This is a genomic window from Cupriavidus sp. GW823-FHT07A04 (assembly GCF_058794615.1).
Genome location: NZ_JBXAHA010000006.1, coordinates 185,670 through 203,039, shown reverse-complemented (window position 1 = coordinate 203,039; position 17,370 = coordinate 185,670). Strand labels below are relative to the sequence as shown.

The window sequence follows — 17,370 nt, the reverse complement described above, 5'->3', positions numbered from 1 at the left end:
GCAGCGCGCATGTCCTGGCGCTGCCATCGGGCTTAAAAAAGGCTGGCGTAATTATCCGGTGAAAACCCCACGCTGACGCTGCCCTTGTGGGCCAGCACCGGCCGCTTGATCAGCGACGGGCTTTGCTGCATCAGCGCAATCGCGCCGGCTTCCTGTTCTGCAAGCGCCTTGTCCGCGTCGGACAGCGCGCGCCAGGTGGTGCCTTTGCGGTTGAGCAGGGTGGCGAGCGGCACATGCGCGAGCCAGCCGCGCAGCATGGCTTCGTCCACGCCTTGCTTCTTGAAGTCGTGGAAGGTGTAATCCACACCGTTGGATTCCAGCCAGGTGCGGGCTTTCTTGACGGTATCGCAGTTGGGAATGCCGTAGAGCAGGACAGTCATGGCGAATTCGGGGCCAGCCGGGGCTAGCGCAGCAAGAGGTTGAGGGCGACCACCAGGCCGGCGAGGCCCAGCGCGAAACCAGCCATGGCCACCGCCGTCATCAGGCGCAGCCGGCGGTCCAGCCGTGCGGCTTCGCGGCGCAGGGCCTCGATGGTGATGGCGTGTTGCTCGGCCAGCAGCTTGACGGCCTCGGCCTGCTGCATGGCGGCGTTCTCCAGCTCCGCAATGCGCGCGGCAGGGTCACGCGCGTCCTGGCCGGGCATGTCGGCGCTGCCATCGCGGCGCTTGCCTTTCTTGATCTTCTCGATGGTCTTGTTGGCCTGTTCGAGGATCGTGGGCAGCAGCGAGAGAACGGTGGTGACAGTGGTCGGGTCCAGGGCCATGAGTCGCTTGCGAAGGGCGGGCCAGCGGCGGCCGGCGGCGGTATCCATTGAGCGGGAACCGTTGGAGAGCGGGAAAAGGGAAAAGGAAAAAGGGGTGAGGGGAGCGTTAGCGTTCTGATCCGGCATTCCGGTTCAGGCCGGCCGTGCACGCGCACGTTTGCGGGCCAGGGGCGCTCCCCTCGATGCAGCGGGCGAGATCAGTCGCCGCGCAGCAGGTCGTTCAGGCTGGTCTTGGCGCGGGTTTGCGCGTCCACCTTCTTGACGATCACGGCGCAGTACAGGCTGTACTTGCCATCCTTGGAGGGCAGGTTGCCCGCCACCACCACCGAGCCAGCCGGCACGCGGCCGTAGTGGATCTCGCCGGTTTCGCGGTCATAGATCTTGGTCGACTGGCCGAGGTACACGCCCATCGAGATCACCGAGTTTTCTTCCACGATCACGCCTTCGACCACTTCCGAGCGCGCGCCGATGAAGCAGTTGTCTTCGATGATGACCGGGTTGGCCTGCAGCGGCTCGAGCACGCCGCCGATGCCGACGCCGCCGGACAGGTGGACGTTCTTGCCGATCTGGGCGCACGAGCCGACGGTGGCCCAGGTGTCGACCATGGTGCCTTCATCGACGTAGGCGCCGATGTTGACGTACGAAGGCATCAGCACGGCGTTCTTGGCGATGAACGAGCCACGGCGGGCGACCGCCGGGGGCACCACGCGGAAGCCGCCCTTGGCGAAGTCGTCAGCGGTCCAGTTGGCGAACTTGGTCGGGACCTTGTCGTAGAACTGGGCGAAGCCGCCAGCGGACATCGGCGCGTTGTCTTCCAGGCGGAACGACAGCAGCACGGCCTTCTTGATCCACTGGTTGACGATCCATTCCTTGCCTTGCTTCTCGGCTACGCGCAGGGCGCCGGTGTCGAGCTGGCCGATCACGTTGGCCACGGCTTCGCGGATGTCGTTGGGGGCGGACTTGGGCGAGAGGCTTGCGCGGTCTTCCCATGCCTGGTCGATCAGGGCTTGCAGTGCTTGCGTCATATGCGTGTTTTCAGTGGTTGATCGTTGTCTACAACAAAATACGGTGTGTGCGGCGCGGTGCACTTTGCCCGCATCCGCTGGTTTCAGCCCAGCGACTTGCAGAAGGCGACGATGCGGCGCGCGCCTTCCAGGCACTCCTCGGGCGTGGCCACCAGCGCCATGCGCACGCGGTTGGCGCCCGGGTTGATGCCGTCGGCCTCGCGCGCCAGGTAGCTGCCCGGCAGCACGGTAACGTTCTGCTCGGCCAGCAGCCGCGCGGCAAACTCGGTGTCGGACAGGCCGGTGCGCGAGACATCCGCCCACAGGTAGAAGCCGGCATCGGGCAAGGCCACGTCCAGCACCTCGGCCAGCATCGGCGTGACCTCGGCAAACTTGCGTACGTAGGCGGCGCGATTGTCGCGCACATGGGCCTCGTCGTTCCAGGCCGCCATGCTGGCGGTCTGCACCGCCGGGTTCATGGCGCCGCCGTGATAGGTACGGTATAGCAGGAATTTCTTCAGCAGGGCGGCATCGCCGGCCACGAAGCCCGAGCGCAGGCCCGGTACGTTGGAGCGCTTGGACAGGCTGGAGAACATCACCAGGCGCTCGAAGGGATGGGCGCCTTCGGCACGGCCCAGCTTGTGCGCGGCTTCCAGCGCGCCCAGCGGCGGCTCGCCTTCCTTGAAGTAGATCTCGGAGTAGCACTCGTCCGAGGCGATCACGAAGCCATAGCGGTCGGACAGCGCGAACAGCTCGCGCCAGTCTTCCGGCGACAGCACGGCACCGGTCGGGTTGCCCGGAGAGCACACAAAGACCAGCTGCACCTTGGCCCAGGTCTCGGCGCTAATGCGGTCGAAAGCGGGCGCGAAGTTGCGCGCCGGATCGCTGTTTGCAAATACCGGCGTGGCACCGGCCAGCAGGGCCGCGCCTTCATAGATCTGATAGAACGGGTTGGGGCACAGCACCAGCGCGCCGGGCTGGCTGGCGTCGACCACGGTCTGGGCGAAGGCGAACAAGGCCTCGCGCGAGCCGGTGACCGGCAGCACCTGGGTGGCGGCATTGACCGCCGGCAGGTTGTAGCGGCGCTGGATCCACGTGGCCATGCACTGTCGTAGTGCATCCGATCCGGCCGTTGTGGGATAATTCGCCAGCCCTTGCAGCGCGTTTGACAGCGCTGTCTTGATGAATTCGGGCGTGGGGTGCTTGGGTTCGCCGATGCCGAAGCTGATCGCGGGCAGCGCGCCGTTTGGCTTGACGTCAGCCAGCAGCGCGCGCAGTTTCTCGAACGGATAGGGCTGGAGCAGGTCGAGGCGGGGATTCACGATCGGGTTCAGGCCGGTAGGGCCAAGCTCAAAGCCGGTCATTATAAAGGATTGCCGCGCATTCCCGCGTGCCGGCAAGGCCTTGCCGGCACGCCGCGCCGGCTTGTCCCTGCCTATCCCCGGCCGTCCGCGACCGGCCCCGGTCGCGCCGCGGTGCTTTTCCGATACCGAATGCTGACTGGCTGCCCAAGTGGCAGCCTTAACCGTTTTCCCATGAGCAATCTGCCCGCCACTTCCACCGCTTCGGCCCCGGCCGACCCGCATGCCTTCAAATCCACCTTGTCCATCCTGCTGGGCGCCTCGGTCTGGGGCATCGCCTGGTTCCCCTACCGGCTGCTCGCCGGCTGGGGGCTGGGTGGCATGACGGCAGCCGCGCTGGTGAGCGCCATGGCCGCGCTGATCGCCCTGGTGGCCTTCGCCCGCCACCTGGGCGGCCTGCGCTGGTCGTGGCTGTTCGTGGCGATCGGGCTGGCGGCGGGTGTGACCAACGCCGGCTTTGTATGGGGCAGCGTCAACGGCCATGTGATGCGGGTGTTGCTGCTGTTCTACCTGACGCCGGTATGGACGGCCTTGTTTGCCCGCGTCTTCCTGGGCGAGAAACTGTCGGCATCCGGCTTGCTGCTGGTGGTGCTGGCGCTGTTTGGCGCGGGGCTGATGCTGTGGACGCCGGAAGTGGGCCTGCCGCTGCCAACGCACGCGGCGGAATGGTCCGGCCTGATCGGCGGCATGGGTTTTGCCGTCAACAATGTGCTGTCGCGCCGGGCCGGGCAGCTTTACCCGGAGATGGATGCGCGCCTGCGCACCGTGATGGTCTACGTGGGCTGCACCGCGGTCGGCCTGCCGTGCGCGCTGTTGCTGGAGCCGGGCGGTGTGGCGCTGGCGCCGGTGATCGGCTGGGGCGGCGTGGCGCTGATGCTGGGCCTCGCCGCCACGCTGGTGCTGAGCAATTCGGTGGTCCAGTACGGACTGCAGCGCCTGCCGGCCAACCGGGTATCGCTGCTGATGCTGTTCGAGATCGTGATCGCGGCGGTGTCGTCGTGGTGGCTGGCGACCGAGACGCTGAGCTGGAAGGAGGCCGCCGGCGGCCTGTGCATCGTGGCGGCTGGCGCCTTGTCGGGGCTGGTGCACCGCACCAAGGCGCGTCGCGGCAACGATGCCGCCGGTGCGGCGGACCAGGCGCTACAGCCGCAATAGCTGGCGCCGCGCCTCAATAAAGCATCGCCCGCGACACCACCGCCACCAGCGGCTTGCGGATGGCGCGTTCCACGCCGGCATGCAGGTGCAGCGGGCGGAGCAGCATCTTGACCGTCATCTCGATCGGCAGGTTGCGCCGGATCACGGCGCTCACCCGGGAGTTGAGCTTGCGCACGTCCCGTTGCGGGATATCCTCGGTGCCGCGCTCGATGCGCAGCACATTGCGCAGCGCGATCTCCGCGTCTTCGTTCTTGATTTCCAGCAAGCGGCGCACCAAGGCGCCCAGTACGCGCAGGCGGCCGAGCCGTTCCACGCCGTTGAAGGTGTTGAAGTAGCGGTAGAAGTGCTTGTAGTGGCGCACCTCGTCGTCAGCGATGCGCCGCGTCAGGTTGCGCAGCACCGGCTCGTCGCTGGCTTGCTCCAGAGAGCGGTAGAGGGCTGCGGTGCCCGTCTCGACCACGCAGCGCGCTGCCATCTCAAGGGCTTTCGTGGGTTCGAAATTGTCGATCGAGCAGGTATGGCGGTATTCGTCGAAGAACCGCGCATAGCCGCGCTCCCAGTCGAACTCGGGCCAGACATGTTCCACGTAGCGCCGCAGGGCCAGGCCGTGCTGCAGCTCCTCCGCCTCCCAGTGTTCGGACAGCCAGCCGGAGGCCTCGGGATTGGCGGCGTAGTAGTTGGCCAGGTTGCCGGCGTACGTGTCCGAGCCGCTTTCGACAAAGGACGCCGACACCAGCAGGTAGAACAACTCCCGATCGGGCCGGACAAGGGCGGTGTCGATGGCCTGGAAATCGATGTCGCTCAAGGACCATTGTGGCGTTTTGGGCACATTCACGGCATCTTGGCCGGGCAAGCTGCTGTCGGATATCGCCGGTAAGAAGGCGGTCATGCTGGACACTCCCAGAAGGGTCGCGAAGCCGGGTTCCGTGTTGGCCGGAGGCAGCCATTGCGCCGGGAACGGGGCGGCAGGTGCAATGGGCCTCAAGGATCACGCTGACAATAAGAGACTAGCACTAACCCTTGGAAGTTTCCCGCCGGTGCCAAGAAGTGCGACGACGTTAAGCGCAGGGTGGTGGCCTTTAGCCGCATGGCAGCATCGCCGCAAGTGTGGGGCGTGAACCGCACGGGGTGTATCGGAAGCGGCCCAAACTCCCTTGGGGAAATGGCTTGCGCTTAGCCCGGAAAGCGCCCGGACGCCGAAGGCGCGATGGTATGATTAGCGCCATCTATCGGGCACAAGAGAGAAGGCATGGGGCGCAACCGGCACGCGTCGGCCCCGCTTCTCGTTGGGGCCCGGCTCTCCTGAACGCTGCATTACGCTAGATACCCCACGACCAACCGTGCGACTGTCCTCGATCAAGCTGGCGGGCTTCAAGTCCTTCGTCGATCCCACCAATTTTCAAGTGCCCGGCCAACTGGTCGGCATCGTCGGTCCCAACGGCTGCGGCAAATCGAACATCATCGATGCGGTGCGCTGGGTGCTGGGCGAGTCGCGCGCCTCCGAGCTGCGCGGCGAGTCCATGCAGGACGTGATCTTCAATGGCTCCACCGCGCGCAAACAGGCTGGCCGCGCCAGCGTCGAACTGGTGTTCGACAACCCTGAGGGGCGCGCCGGCGGGCAATGGAGCCAATACGCCGAAATCGCCGTCAAGCGGGTGCTGACCCGCGACGGCACGTCCTCCTACTACATCAATAACCAGGCCGTGCGCCGCCGCGATATCCAGGACATCTTCCTGGGCACCGGCCTGGGGCCGCGCGCCTACGCCATCATCGGGCAGGGCATGATCTCGCGCATCATCGAGGCCAAGCCCGATGACATGCGGATCTTCCTGGAAGAAGCCGCAGGAGTGTCCAAGTACAAGGAACGCCGCCGCGAAACCGAAAACCGCCTGTCCGACACGCGCGAGAACCTGACCCGCGTGGAAGACATCCTGCGCGAGCTCGGCACCAACCTGGACAAGCTCGAAGGGCAGGCCGAAGTGGCCCAGCGCTTCAAGACCTTGCAGTCCGACGGCGAGGAAAAGCAGCACCTGCTGTGGCTGCTGCGCAAGCGCGAGGCCCAGGCCGAGCAGGAGCGGCACACGCGTGCCATCGAGCAGGCACAGATCGACCTGGAAGCGCAAACCGCGCAACTGCGTCACGTCGAGGCCGAGCTCGAGACCATGCGCGCAGCGCATTACGCCGCCTCTGACAATATGCACACCGCGCAAGGCGGCTTGTACGAGGCCAATGCCGAGGTCAGCAAGCTCGAGGCCGAGATCCGCTATGTGGTGGAGTCGCGCAATCGCGTGCAGGCGCAGATCGCCGCACTGACGGCGCAGCGCGAGCAGTGGCAAGGCAAGGCCGAGCAGGCTACCGATGCCCTGGCGCAGGCCGAGGAAGAGCTGGCGGTGGCCGAAGGCCGCACCATCGAAGCCCAGGAGGCCGTGGCGCACAAGACCGATGAGCTGCCCACGCTGGAAGCCCAGTGGCGCGATGCCCAGGTGCTGTCCAACGAGCAGCGCGCCAGCATCATGCAGGCTGAGCAGGCGCTCAAGCTGGAGGCCGCGCAGCAGCGCAGCGCCGACCAGATGCTGCAGCAGCTGGAGCAACGCCGCGAGCGCTTGTCCGGGGAAGAAAAGGGGCTGGACCGCCCCGATGAAACCCGCCTGGAAGAGCAACGCGCCGAGCTGGCCGAACAGGAAGCCGTGCTGGAAGAGGCGCAGGCCATCCTGGCTGACTCCGCCGACAGCGTGCCGCGCCTGGACGGCGAGCGCCGCAGCGCGCAGGAACGCGTGCAGCGCGAGGCCGCCGCGATCGGATCGCTGGAAGCGCGCCTGGCCGCGCTAAAGCAGTTGCAGGAAAACGTGCAGACCGAAGGCAAGGTGCAGCCCTGGCTGGCCAAGCACGGCCTGGCCGAACTGCCGCGCCTGTGGAAGAAGCTCCATATCGAGCCGGGCTGGGAAAGCGCGCTGGAATCCGTGCTGCGCGAAAAGCTCGGCGCGCTCGAAGTCTCCAACCTGGACTGGATCAAGTCCTTCCTGTCCGACGCGCCGCCCGCCAAGCTGGCCTTCTACTCGCCGCCGCCGGCCGCGCGCCCGCAGGAAACCCCCGCCGGCATGCGTCCGCTGATGGCGCTGGTGCAGATCACCGAGCCCGGCATCCGGGCCGTGATGCAGGACTGGCTGGCCGATATCTACATCGCCACCGACATGGCGTCGGCGCTGGCCCAGCGTGCCACGCTGCCCGAAGGCGCGTCGTTCGTCGTGGCCGAGGGCCATCTGGTGGGCCGCAGCTCGGTCCACCTCTATGCGGCCGATTCCGAACAGGCCGGCATGCTGGCCCGCGAGCAGGAAATCGAAAACCTGCAGAAGCAGGCGCGCGCCCAGCTGCTGCTGTCCGACGAAGCCAAGAGCCAGGCGGTTCGCGCCGAGGCTGCCTACACCCAGGCCAGCGCCGCGCTCACCGAGGCCCGCGGACGCAGCGAGCAGGCCACACGCCGCGTGCACGCGCTGCAGATGGATGTGCTCAAGCTGTCGCAGGCCATGGAGCGCTACGCCGCGCGCAGCGGCCAGATCCGTGAGGAACTGGCCGAAATCGCCGCGCAGATCGAAGAGCAGCGCGCCATCCGCGCCGAGTCCGAAGCCAGCTTCGAGCAGCACGACGCCGCGCTGGCGGAGATGCAGTCCACGCACGAAGACCACCAGATGGCCTTCGAGGCGCTGGACAGCAAGCTGTCATCGGCGCGGCACCAGCTGCGCGACTTCGAGCGCGCGGCGCAGGAAGCGCTGTTCGCCGAGCGCAACCTGGCTAACCGCATCGACGAGCTGCGCCGCAATATCCAGACTGCGGGCGACCAGTCGGAGCGTCTTGCCCAGTCGCTGGAAGATGCCCGCGTCGAGCTGGAAACCATCAATGAGCAGACCGCCCACACCGGCCTGCAGGATGCGCTGGAGCGCCGTGCCGAGAAGGAAGAAAAACTCCAGCTCGCCCGCACCGAGCTCGATGCGCTGTCGGCGCAGTTGCGCCAGTACGACGACCAGCGCCTGGCCGCCGAGCGTAGCCTGCAGCCGCTGCGCGATCGCATCACCGAGTACCAGTTGAAGGAACAGGCCGCGCGCCTGAACCAGGAGCAGTTCAGCGAGCAACTGACGACCGCCGAGGTGGACGAGGCAGTGCTGGCCGAGAAGCTCACGCCCGATCTCAAGCCCTCCTACCTGCAGGGTGAGGTCACGCGCCTGAACAACGCCATCAACGCGCTCGGGCCGGTGAACATGGCCGCGCTGGACGAACTGGCGGCGGCGCGCGAGCGCAAGACTTTCCTCGATGCGCAGTCGGCCGACCTGATCGACGCCATCACCACGCTGGAAGACGCGATCCACAAGATCGACCAGGAAACCCGCGCGATGCTGCAAGGGACCTTCGACCAGGTCAACCATCACTTCGGCGAGCTGTTCCCGTCGCTCTTCGGTGGCGGGCAAGCCAAGCTGATCATGACCGGCGACGAAATCCTCGACGCCGGCGTGCAGGTGATGGCGCAGCCGCCAGGCAAGAAGAACTCGACCATCCACCTGCTGTCGGGCGGTGAGAAGGCCCTGACGGCCATCGCGCTGGTGTTCGCCATGTTCCAGCTCAACCCGGCGCCGTTCTGCCTGCTCGACGAGGTGGACGCGCCGCTGGACGATGCCAATACGGAGCGCTACGCCAATATGGTGGCGCGCATGTCGGACAAGACCCAGTTCGTCTTCATTTCCCACAATAAAATCGCAATGGAAATGGCACACCAGTTGATTGGCGTGACGATGCAAGAGCAAGGTGTATCGCGTATCGTCGCCGTGGATATGGACGCAGCGCTCTCGATGGCGGAGGCAGCATGACGCTCCAGACCGCCCTGATCGTTGCAGGCATTGTCCTGCTGCTGCTGGTAGTCGCCTACAACCAGTGGCAGATCCGCAAGGCGCGCCGCCCGCGCGCGCTGCAGCCCGAAGACGACCTGCCGCCGATGCGCGAGCCGGTGGTAAGCCCGGTGGTCAAGCCGGAAGTCAGCGCCAAGCTGCACGAGCCATTGCCCGAGCATCAGGTCGAGCGGCGCGAGCCCACGTTGTCGGCTTCGCCGCTGGACGCCGCCGCCGTGGCGGCTGGCATGGCCGCCAGCTCAGCCGATGCCGACGAAGCCCTGGCGGATGAAGTCGCCGTTGCCGCGGCGCCGTCGTCGGTCCATGCGCCCCATGCGGCTGCCGGCAAGCCCGTGCATGCCGAGGAGGCGGGAGAGTCTGCCGGGCCCGCCGAATCGCATGACGTTGCAGACCATGAAGAATACGCAGAACATGCGGAGCACGCGGAACGAACCGAACAGATAAAGCCCAAGCAAGAGGCCGCGCCTGCCAAGGCAGCGCAGCTGGAGCCCGTTGCGCTCGATGGCCAGCCCACACCGGCCGTCATCGATCCGCTGATCGACTGCATCGTGCCGCTGCACCTGGAGCGCAAAAGCTCGGGCGATCGCATCCTGCCGCTCACCGGCCGCCTGCGCCGTGCGGGGACCAAGCAGGTGCACATCGAAGGCCTACGCAGCGAAGCCAATGCCTGGGAGCCGGTCACCGCCGGCCATCAGTACGAAGACCTGCAGGTAGCGGTGCAGCTTGCCAACCGCGGCGGCGCGCTCAATGCGCTCGAGTTTTCGGAGTTCGTCAATGCGGTGGAAGCGCTGGCAGAAGCGCTCGACGCCTCGGCCGATCTGCCCGACATGACCGAGACGGTCGCCAACGGCCGCGAGCTGGATGCGTTTGCCGCCAGTTGCGATGTGCAGCTTGGCGTCAACGTGATCTCCGACGGCGCGCCGTGGTCGGCCGCTTATGTGCAGACGGTGGCGACCCAGGACGGGCTGGTCCTGTCGCGCGACGGCACTCGCTTCACGCGCTATCAGGCCAACGCCGAGGGCGTGCAGCGGGCGCTGTTTACGCTGCAGTTCGGCGATACCAACTTCCTGCGCGATGACCTCACGGCCAAGGCCGGCCGCCAGATCACGCTGCTGCTCGATGTGCCGTCCGCGGCGCAGGCGACCAAGCCGTTCAAGACCGTGTGCGAGTACGGCTACAGCCTGGCGCAGCGCATGGGCGCGCAACTGGTCGACGACAATATGCGGCCGTTGAGCGAATCGTCCTTCGTCGCCATCTTCGGCCAGCTTCAAACACTCTACGACAAGCTGGAAGCCCGCGGCATGCCCGCGGGCTCGCCGGTGACGCTACGTTTGTTCAGTCTCTGATACGCCAGTTCGGCATCGACGATAACGACGACAACGGATTCAGCCCTTCAGCATGAGCACCAAACCAGAAGGTGCGGCGGCGCAAGCCCCCGCGCCTGTCAGCGATTCTCCCGCCGCGCGCGCCGACTGGCTGTGCGCCGAGCTGGAGCGCCACAATTACCAGTACTACGTCCTCGATGCGCCGTCGGTGCCCGATGCCGAGTACGACGCGCTGTTCCGCGAATTGCAGGATATCGAGGCCAGGCATCCCGAATTGCTGACACCTGAGTCGCCCACGCAGCGCGTGGGCGGCCAGCCGCTGTCGGCCTTCGATACGGTGCGCCACGCCATCCCGATGCTGTCGCTCAACAACGGCTTCGAGGATGAGGATGTGCTGGCCTTCGACCGTCGTTGCGCGCAGGGGCTGGGGCGTGCCGCCCCAGCCGAGGGCGCGGCTGACCTGTTCAGCGCCGCCGAGGCGGTGGAGTATGCCTGCGAGCTGAAGTTCGATGGCCTGGCCATGTCCTTGCGCTACGAGGCCGGCCGGCTGGTGCAGGCCGCCACCCGCGGCGACGGCGAAACCGGCGAGGACGTGACCGTCAACGTGCGCACCATCAAGGCGATTCCGCTGCGCTTGCGCGGGGAAGCTGAGGCCTTGCCGGCGGTGCTGGAAGTGCGCGGGGAAGTCTTCATGTATCGCCGCGAATTCGACAAGCTCAATGCGCGGCAGGCCGAGGCCGGGGAAAAGACCTTCGTCAATCCGCGCAATGCCGCCGCCGGCAGCCTGCGCCAGCTGGATCCACGCATCACCGCCAAGCGTCCGTTGTCGTTCTTTGCCTACGGGCTGGGCGAGCTGCAAGGCGCGCCGCGTCCCGAGACGCACAGCGCCATGCTCGACTGGTTCGCCGGGTTTGGCATGCCGGTCTGCACGGAGCGCGAAGTCGTGCGGGGCGCGGACGGCTTGCTGAGCTTTTATCGCGGCGTGGGCGAGCGGCGCGCGGCGTTGCCCTACGACATCGACGGCGTGGTGTACAAGGTCAATGCGCTGGCCGAGCAGGAGCGCCTTGGCTTCGTGTCGCGCGCGCCGCGCTTCGCGCTGGCGCACAAGTTCCCGGCCCAGGAAATGACCACGGTGGTTGAAGACATCGAGGTGCAGGTTGGCCGCACCGGCGCCATCACGCCGGTAGCGCGGTTGGCGCCGGTGTTCGTGGGCGGCGTGACGGTGACCAATGCCACGTTGCACAACGAGGACGAAATCCGCCGCAAGGACGTGCATATCGGCGATACCGTGATTGTGCGGCGCGCGGGCGACGTGATTCCCGAAGTGGTGGCGGTGGTGCCGGAGCGCCGGCCCGCCGACGCACGCGCCTTCGTTATGCCCACCGCATGCCCGGTGTGCGGATCGCACATCGAGAAGCTGGAAGGCGAGGTGATCGCGCGCTGCACTGGTGGGCTGATCTGCGCGGCTCAGCGCAAGCAGGCGCTGCTGCATTTCGCGCAGCGCCGCGCCATGGATATCGAAGGCCTGGGCGACAAGGTGGTCGAGCAACTGGTCGACATGGCTATCGTGCACACGCCGGCCGATCTCTACAAGCTCGGCGTCGCCAAGCTGGCCGCGCTGGACCGGATGGCCGACAAGTCGGCCACCAACCTGGTGGCAGCCATCGAGGCGTCGCGCGAGACCACGTTCAACCGCTTTATCTTCTCGCTTGGCATCCGCCATGTGGGCGAAGCGACGGCCAAGGACCTGGCCAGGCATTTCGGCAAGCTCGATGGGCTGCTGGCAGCCGACGAGGCCGCCTTGCTGGAGGTCAACGACGTGGGGCCGGTGGTGGCGCAGTCCATCGCCAACTTCCTGGCCGAGCCGCACAATGTGGAAGTCATCGAGCAACTGCGTGCCGCCGGCGTGCACTGGCCGGAAAGCGAGCCGGCGGAGCGCGCCGCGCCCGCGCCGCTGGCCGGCAAGACGTTCGTGCTGACTGGCACGCTGCCCACGCTGTCGCGCGAAGACGCCAAGGAAAAGCTGGAAGCGGCCGGCGCCAAGGTGGCCGGCTCGGTGTCGAAGAAGACCGACTATGTGGTGGCTGGCGCGGAAGCCGGCAGCAAACTGGAAAAGGCCGAGGCGCTCGGCGTGCCCGTGCTGGACGAGGCCGCCTTGCTGGCTTTGCTGGCCGAGCTTAATACCGGAGATCAAGCATGATCCGTGACATTCTCAAGATGGGCGACCCGCGCCTGCTGCAGGTAGCGCGCCCTGTCACGCGCTTCAACACGCCCGAGTTGCGCATCCTGATCGACGATATGTTCGACACCATGGATCACGCCAATGGTGCTGGCCTGGCCGCGCCGCAGATCGGCGTGGACCTGCAGGTGGTGATCTTCGGCTTCGACCGCAATCCGCGCTATCCCGACGCCCCCACCGTGCCCAAGACCGTACTGATCAATCCCGAGCTGACGCCGCTTGGCGAGGAGCAGGATGAAGCCTGGGAAGGCTGCCTGTCGGTGCCGGGGCTGCGCGGGGTGGTGCCGCGTTTCACGCGCCTGAAGTACACCGGCTTTGACTTGATGGGCGGGCGCATCGAGCGCGTGGCCGAGGATTTCCACGCGCGCGTGGTGCAGCATGAATGCGACCACCTGCAGGGCATCCTCTATCCCATGCGGGTGACGGACTTCACGCGCTTCGGATTTACCGATGTGCTGTTCCCCGACCTGCCTCCGAATAGCGATGACTGACTGGCGACGACTGACCCGCGACGACTGATCAGCGATTGCCCTGGCGGCGATGGCGTGCCGCGATGCGGTGGGTCAGGGCGACCAGCGCCGCGCAGGCGGGATTGTCGTCGCGCTCCCGGTAAGCCAGGGTCAGCGGCGCGCGCAGCTGGTCGGCTTCTTCCATGCGGCGATAAGCCACGCCGTGCGGGTTGAGCCCGGCCATCGAGGCTGGCACCACGGTCACGCCGGCGCCGGCGGCTACCAGGTTCAGGTTGCTCAGCATGCGCTCGACTTCAGCGCCCACGCGCGGCGTGAAGCCCAGCCGCTCGCACACCTTCAGCAGATCGCCATACATGCCCGGCGCGCCCGGGCGCCGCACCAGGATGAACGCATCGTCTGCCAGCGCGCGCAGCGAGATGGCTTCCTGGGCCGCTGCGTGGGCCGGCGCGCCGCGCTTGCGCAGCAGCGGATGGTCCAGCGGCAGCGCGATCACCATTTCCTCTTCCAGCAGCAACTCGAAACGCAGGCCTTCGGGGCGTCCCACCGGCGCGCGCAGCAGTGCGACATCGAGCGTGCCCGCGGTGAGTTGCTCGATGACCTCGGCGGCGTTGTTCTCGCTGAGCTTGAGCGCGATGCCGGGAAAGCGGCGGCGGCAGGCGCGCAGTACCTCGGGCGTCAGCTTATGCGCGGCTGCCGAGCTGGTGAATCCGACCGATAGCATGCCTTGCTCGCCGCGCGCCATGCGTTGCATGCGCTGGCGCATCTGGTCCAGGCGCGCGAAGATGTCTAGCGCGTCGGTACGCAGCGCGTGCCCGGCGGCGGTGAGCGCCACACCGCGCGGCTGGCGCTCGAACAGGATCACGCCTAGCTCCGTCTCGAGCCCCTTCAACTGTTGCGACAGCGGAGGTTGCTGGATGCCGAGCTGCTCGGCGGCGCGCGTGATGTGGCCGGTTTCGGCTACCGCGAGAAAGTAGCGAAGGTGTCTCAGTTCCATGGTGTCTTTGCGGGCCGGGCGCTGTAGAAAGCATATCTTTTCGATATGTATTTCCACTGTGGCATATATTTTACATCCGGATCGCGGCGGCCTAGGATGGTACGGCTTTACGAACGAGAACACGGGCGCGCGCGCCAGGCGGCGCGCCGCATCGAGCACCGGGAGACAGGATATGAAGACACTTCGCCTTGCGCGTTTCGCATCGATCGCACTGATTGCGCTAGCCGCGGCGGCCCAGTTTGGCTGCGCCGCCCCAGGCGTGGACAGTGCCGCGAGCGCGAAGCAGGCCGCACCGGCGCCCGGCACGGAGGCGCAAGCTGCCGCGCCCCAATGGCAGCGGGTCAGGCTCGGCGCGGGCGCTGGCGCCTACGATTTTCCGGTCTACGCCAACCATCCGCTGGACGCGGACCTGCGCGGCATCCGCGAGGTGATCTTCGTCCAGCACGGGCTACAGCGTAACGGCGACGACTACTTCGCGGCCGGCGCGGCGCTGCTCAAGCAAACCGGGCGCAATCCCGACGAGGTGCTGCTCATCGCGCCGAACTTTCCCGGCACGCCGGATGCGGCCAAGGGCAAGCATTTCGACGGCATGCCGATATGGAGCGTGCAGGGCTGGATGAGCGGGGAGGATGCGGTCAACCCGCCGTTCTCGGTCAGCTCGCTGCAGGTGCTGGACGATCTCGTCGGCATGGTGACCAACAAGGCCCGTTTTCCGGCGGTGACCCGCGTGACGGTGGCCGGCCACTCCGGTGGCGCGCAACTGGTGCATCGCTATGCGGTGCTGAACAATGTCGACGAGCGTATCCGCGCGGGCGGCATCGATCTGCGCTACGTAGTGGCGAATCCTTCGTCGTATCTGTATTTCACGCCGGAGCGCCCACGCGGCAAGGGCTTTGCGCCCTATGACACGGCCATTTGCGCGGACTACGACAAATACCGCTACGGCATGCGCGACATGGTGCCCTATGCGCGCGGCGCGACCGGCGATGCGCTGTTCCGCCGCTATCTCCAGCGCCAGGTGACCTACCTTGTGGGCTCGGAAGATAACGACCCCAACCACCGCGTGCTCGACAAGGCCTGCGGCGCCGAGGCCGAAGGCCCGACCCGGCTGGAGCGCGCGCGCGGCTACCTGCGCTACGCGCAGTACCTTGCTGCGCCGATGGGCAGCCAGCGCCCGCCGGTGCGCCACCAGGCGTTCGAGGTGGTAGGCGTCGGGCACAACCAGCACCGGATGCTTGGCTCGCAATGCGGCGCCAAGGCAGTGTTCGGGCTGGCGGAGACGGCCAATGCGGACGGCGCGGCTTGCCGTGCGCCGCGGCTGTGAAGCGATTGGCGCAGGGCAGGGCGCCCGCTTGAGGCATGGCTTGAGGCATTGGCTATGCGAGGCCGCTGGGTTTGTCCCGGCGGCCAGACCGGGCAAGCGATGCTAGGGTGTCGAGTGCCACGTGCCTGGCAATGGCACGGCGCGTGGCATCATGCGATCGAGCCGGTGAGTATGCGGCTCGGCAGATGCGCGCTGGTGGCCATGGCGGCCGCCAGCTTGCTTTTTCGCCTGGCGCTCAGAACTTCTCGAAGGCGCCGAGGAAGCGCCACTGGCCCACCGGCAGGTCGCCCAGCACGATGCGGCCCATGCGCACGCGCTTCAGTCCCACGACCCGCAGGCCAACCTGTTCGCACATGCGGCGGATCTGGCGCTTCTTGCCTTCGCGCAGGACGAAGCGCAATTGCTCCTCGTTCTGCCAGCTCACCTTGGCCGGCTTGAGCGCTTCGCCATCCAGCGACAGGCCGTGGCGCAGCTTCTCGATCAGTTCCACCGGGAACACGTGCGAGATGTCGCGCTCGACCAGGCCTTCCGGCGAATCCCAGCTCACCCGCACCAGGTATTCCTTCTCGACGGTCGAATCCTCGCCGATCAGGTGGCGCGCAACGCGGCCGTCCTGGGTCAGCACCAGCAGGCCGGTGGAGTCGATGTCGAGCCGGCCGGCAGGTGCCAGGCTCTTGCGCTGCCACGGGGCAAAGCGCTTGCGGGTGGGGTCCAGCTCCCACTGGTTTTCCGGCGCGAACAGCACGGCGGCGGGCTCATAGCCATCTTCGGCCTGGCCCGACACGTAACCGACCGGCTTGTGCAGCAGCACGGTCACGCGTTCGCCTTGCTCGGAGCGTGCAGCCTGGTGGATCTCGATATTGGCGTCCGGGCTGATGCGCGAGCCCAGTTCGGTGACGGGCTGCCCGTCGACCAGTACCCAGCCGCGCGGAATCCATTCATCGGCTTCGCGGCGCGAGCACAGGCCGAGTTCCGACATCCGCTTGGACAGGCGTACCAGGCCATCCGAGCTGGGCTGGGGCGCGTTCTGTACGGGTGCGGCACGTTCCGTACGTTCCGCACGGGCGCCCTGGTAGTCGCGCTGGCCGGCATCGCCGGCGCGGCGCGGACGGTCATTGTCGCCACCGTGAGCGGGACGGCGAGGGCGGTCGTCGCCCTGGCCCGCAAAGCGGCGCGGACGGTCCTGGCCTTCGCCGGGGCTGAAGCGGCGTGGACGATCGTTGCCTTCGCCTGGGCCGAAATTGCGTGGACGATCATTGCCTTCACCGGCAAAGCGGCGGGGACGGTCCTGGCCTTCGCCTGGGGCGAAACGCCGCGGACGGTCATTGCCTTCGCCAGCAAAGCGGCGGGGGCGATCCTGGCCTTCGCCCGGGGTGAAACGGCGCGGACGGTCCTGGCCTTCGCCGGAGCCGAAATTGCGCGGGCGGTCGTTGCCTTCGCCAGCAAAGCGGCGAGGCCGATCCTGGCCTTCGCCCGGGGTGAAACGGCGCGGACGGTCCTGGCCTTCGCCGGAGCCGAAATTGCGCGGGCGGTCGCTGCTGTCGCCGCCAAAGCGGCGGGGCCGATCCTGGCCTTCACCCGGGCCAAAGCGTCGCGGACGATCCTGGCCTTCGCCCGTGCGCGGGCCGCGCGGCGGGCGCTGGCGAGCGTCTTGCGCTTTCTTGCGGCCGCCGGCGCGTTCCTGTGCCTGCTTGATGCCGTCGACCACGGCGCGCACGCGTCCGCGGTTCAGGTCGGACACCCGCACCGGCCGGGTGGCGGCGGGTTTGCGGGCATTGCCCTCGGGCGCGGCGGTCTTGATGCCCAGCGTCTTGCGCTTGGGCGAATTGCTATCGGTCAT

At 67.1% G+C, this 17,370-nt stretch carries 13 protein-coding genes; 6 read left to right on the top strand and 7 right to left on the bottom strand.

Annotated elements, in window-relative coordinates:
- Positions 1-32 precede the first annotated feature (32 nt).
- The 4 genes from AC1Q7Q_RS12580 to dapC form a co-directional block, all read right to left on the bottom strand.
- Positions 33-380, bottom strand: a complete 348-nt coding sequence (locus AC1Q7Q_RS12580; protein WP_150983508.1) for an ArsC family reductase — start codon at positions 378-380, stop codon at positions 33-35.
- 23 nt (positions 381-403) lie between these two features.
- On the bottom strand, positions 404-763 hold the full coding sequence (locus AC1Q7Q_RS12575) for a hypothetical protein (RefSeq protein ID WP_492371689.1): 360 nt from the start codon (positions 761-763) through the stop codon (positions 404-406).
- 197 nt (positions 764-960) lie between these two features.
- Positions 961-1,788 carry a 2,3,4,5-tetrahydropyridine-2,6-dicarboxylate N-succinyltransferase gene (gene dapD / locus AC1Q7Q_RS12570; protein ID WP_043346976.1) on the bottom strand — a complete coding sequence of 276 codons (828 nt, stop codon included), beginning with the start codon at positions 1,786-1,788 and terminating at the stop codon, positions 961-963.
- A gap of 83 nt (positions 1,789-1,871) precedes the next feature.
- Positions 1,872-3,089: a succinyldiaminopimelate transaminase gene (gene dapC, locus AC1Q7Q_RS12565; protein ID WP_492371722.1), complete on the bottom strand. Its 1,218-nt coding sequence runs from the start codon at positions 3,087-3,089 to the stop codon at positions 1,872-1,874.
- A 213-nt stretch (positions 3,090-3,302) separates the two neighbouring features.
- On the opposite strand from dapC, the gene AC1Q7Q_RS12560 reads away from it, so the two are divergent.
- Complete coding sequence (locus tag AC1Q7Q_RS12560) at positions 3,303-4,283, top strand: DMT family transporter (RefSeq protein ID WP_492371690.1); 981 nt, start codon at positions 3,303-3,305, stop codon at positions 4,281-4,283.
- Between the two features lie 13 nt (positions 4,284-4,296).
- Here the strand turns inward: AC1Q7Q_RS12560 and AC1Q7Q_RS12555 are convergent, their stop codons facing one another.
- Positions 4,297-5,172, bottom strand: coding sequence for a ferritin-like domain-containing protein (locus AC1Q7Q_RS12555; protein WP_492371691.1), 876 nt, complete (start codon positions 5,170-5,172; stop codon positions 4,297-4,299).
- 451 nt (positions 5,173-5,623) lie between these two features.
- Here AC1Q7Q_RS12555 and smc point away from each other — a divergent pair, with 451 nt between their 5' ends.
- Genes smc through def form a run of 4 tightly spaced genes read left to right on the top strand, consistent with a single transcriptional unit; the run spans position 5,624 to position 13,233 of the window.
- Positions 5,624-9,139, top strand: a complete 3,516-nt coding sequence (smc, locus tag AC1Q7Q_RS12550; RefSeq protein WP_492371692.1) for a chromosome segregation protein SMC — start codon at positions 5,624-5,626, stop codon at positions 9,137-9,139.
- Positions 9,136-10,524, top strand: a complete 1,389-nt coding sequence (locus AC1Q7Q_RS12545; protein WP_492371693.1) for a cell division protein ZipA C-terminal FtsZ-binding domain-containing protein — start codon at positions 9,136-9,138, stop codon at positions 10,522-10,524. The genes smc and AC1Q7Q_RS12545 overlap by 4 nt, the downstream gene beginning before the upstream one ends.
- A gap of 52 nt (positions 10,525-10,576) precedes the next feature.
- A complete protein-coding gene (gene ligA, locus AC1Q7Q_RS12540) occupies positions 10,577-12,703 on the top strand; it encodes an NAD-dependent DNA ligase LigA (protein WP_492371694.1) in 2,127 nt (708 codons plus the stop codon).
- The gene (def, locus tag AC1Q7Q_RS12535) at positions 12,700-13,233 is read left to right on the top strand and encodes a peptide deformylase (RefSeq protein ID WP_492371695.1); all 534 of its coding nucleotides are present in this window, start codon (positions 12,700-12,702) and stop codon (positions 13,231-13,233) included. The genes ligA and def overlap by 4 nt, the downstream gene beginning before the upstream one ends.
- Positions 13,234-13,261: 28 nt before the next feature.
- Here def and AC1Q7Q_RS12530 read toward each other — a convergent pair whose 3' ends face one another.
- Positions 13,262-14,206 (bottom strand): LysR family transcriptional regulator, encoded by a 945-nt coding sequence (locus AC1Q7Q_RS12530; RefSeq protein WP_492371696.1) that lies wholly within the window; start codon positions 14,204-14,206, stop codon positions 13,262-13,264.
- A gap of 172 nt (positions 14,207-14,378) precedes the next feature.
- On the opposite strand from AC1Q7Q_RS12530, the gene AC1Q7Q_RS12525 reads away from it, so the two are divergent.
- A complete protein-coding gene (locus AC1Q7Q_RS12525) occupies positions 14,379-15,530 on the top strand; it encodes a hypothetical protein (protein WP_492371697.1) in 1,152 nt (383 codons plus the stop codon).
- Positions 15,531-15,765: 235 nt separating this feature from the next.
- Here AC1Q7Q_RS12525 and AC1Q7Q_RS12520 read toward each other — a convergent pair whose 3' ends face one another.
- Entirely contained in the window at positions 15,766-17,370 is a 1,605-nt protein-coding gene (locus AC1Q7Q_RS12520) for a pseudouridine synthase (protein ID WP_492371698.1), read from the bottom strand.

Bases quoted from the DNA above. Each gene is read 5' to 3' on its own strand.
- AC1Q7Q_RS12580 (WP_150983508.1), bottom strand. From the start codon at position 380: ATGACTGTCCTGCTCTACGGCATTCCCAACTGCGATACCGTCAAGAAA.
- AC1Q7Q_RS12575 (WP_492371689.1), bottom strand. From the start codon at position 763: ATGGCCCTGGACCCGACCACTGTCACCACCGTTCTCTCGCTGCTGCCC.
- dapD (WP_043346976.1), bottom strand. From the start codon at position 1,788: ATGACGCAAGCACTGCAAGCCCTGATCGACCAGGCATGGGAAGACCGC.
- AC1Q7Q_RS12560 (WP_492371690.1), top strand. From the start codon at position 3,303: ATGAGCAATCTGCCCGCCACTTCCACCGCTTCGGCCCCGGCCGACCCG.
- AC1Q7Q_RS12555 (WP_492371691.1), bottom strand. From the start codon at position 5,172: ATGACCGCCTTCTTACCGGCGATATCCGACAGCAGCTTGCCCGGCCAA.
- AC1Q7Q_RS12545 (WP_492371693.1), top strand. From the start codon at position 9,136: ATGACGCTCCAGACCGCCCTGATCGTTGCAGGCATTGTCCTGCTGCTG.
- ligA (WP_492371694.1), top strand. From the start codon at position 10,577: ATGAGCACCAAACCAGAAGGTGCGGCGGCGCAAGCCCCCGCGCCTGTC.
- def (WP_492371695.1), top strand. From the start codon at position 12,700: ATGATCCGTGACATTCTCAAGATGGGCGACCCGCGCCTGCTGCAGGTA.
- AC1Q7Q_RS12530 (WP_492371696.1), bottom strand. From the start codon at position 14,206: ATGGAACTGAGACACCTTCGCTACTTTCTCGCGGTAGCCGAAACCGGC.
- AC1Q7Q_RS12525 (WP_492371697.1), top strand. From the start codon at position 14,379: ATGAAGACACTTCGCCTTGCGCGTTTCGCATCGATCGCACTGATTGCG.
- AC1Q7Q_RS12520 (WP_492371698.1), bottom strand. From the start codon at position 17,370: ATGACCGATAGCAATTCGCCCAAGCGCAAGACGCTGGGCATCAAGACC.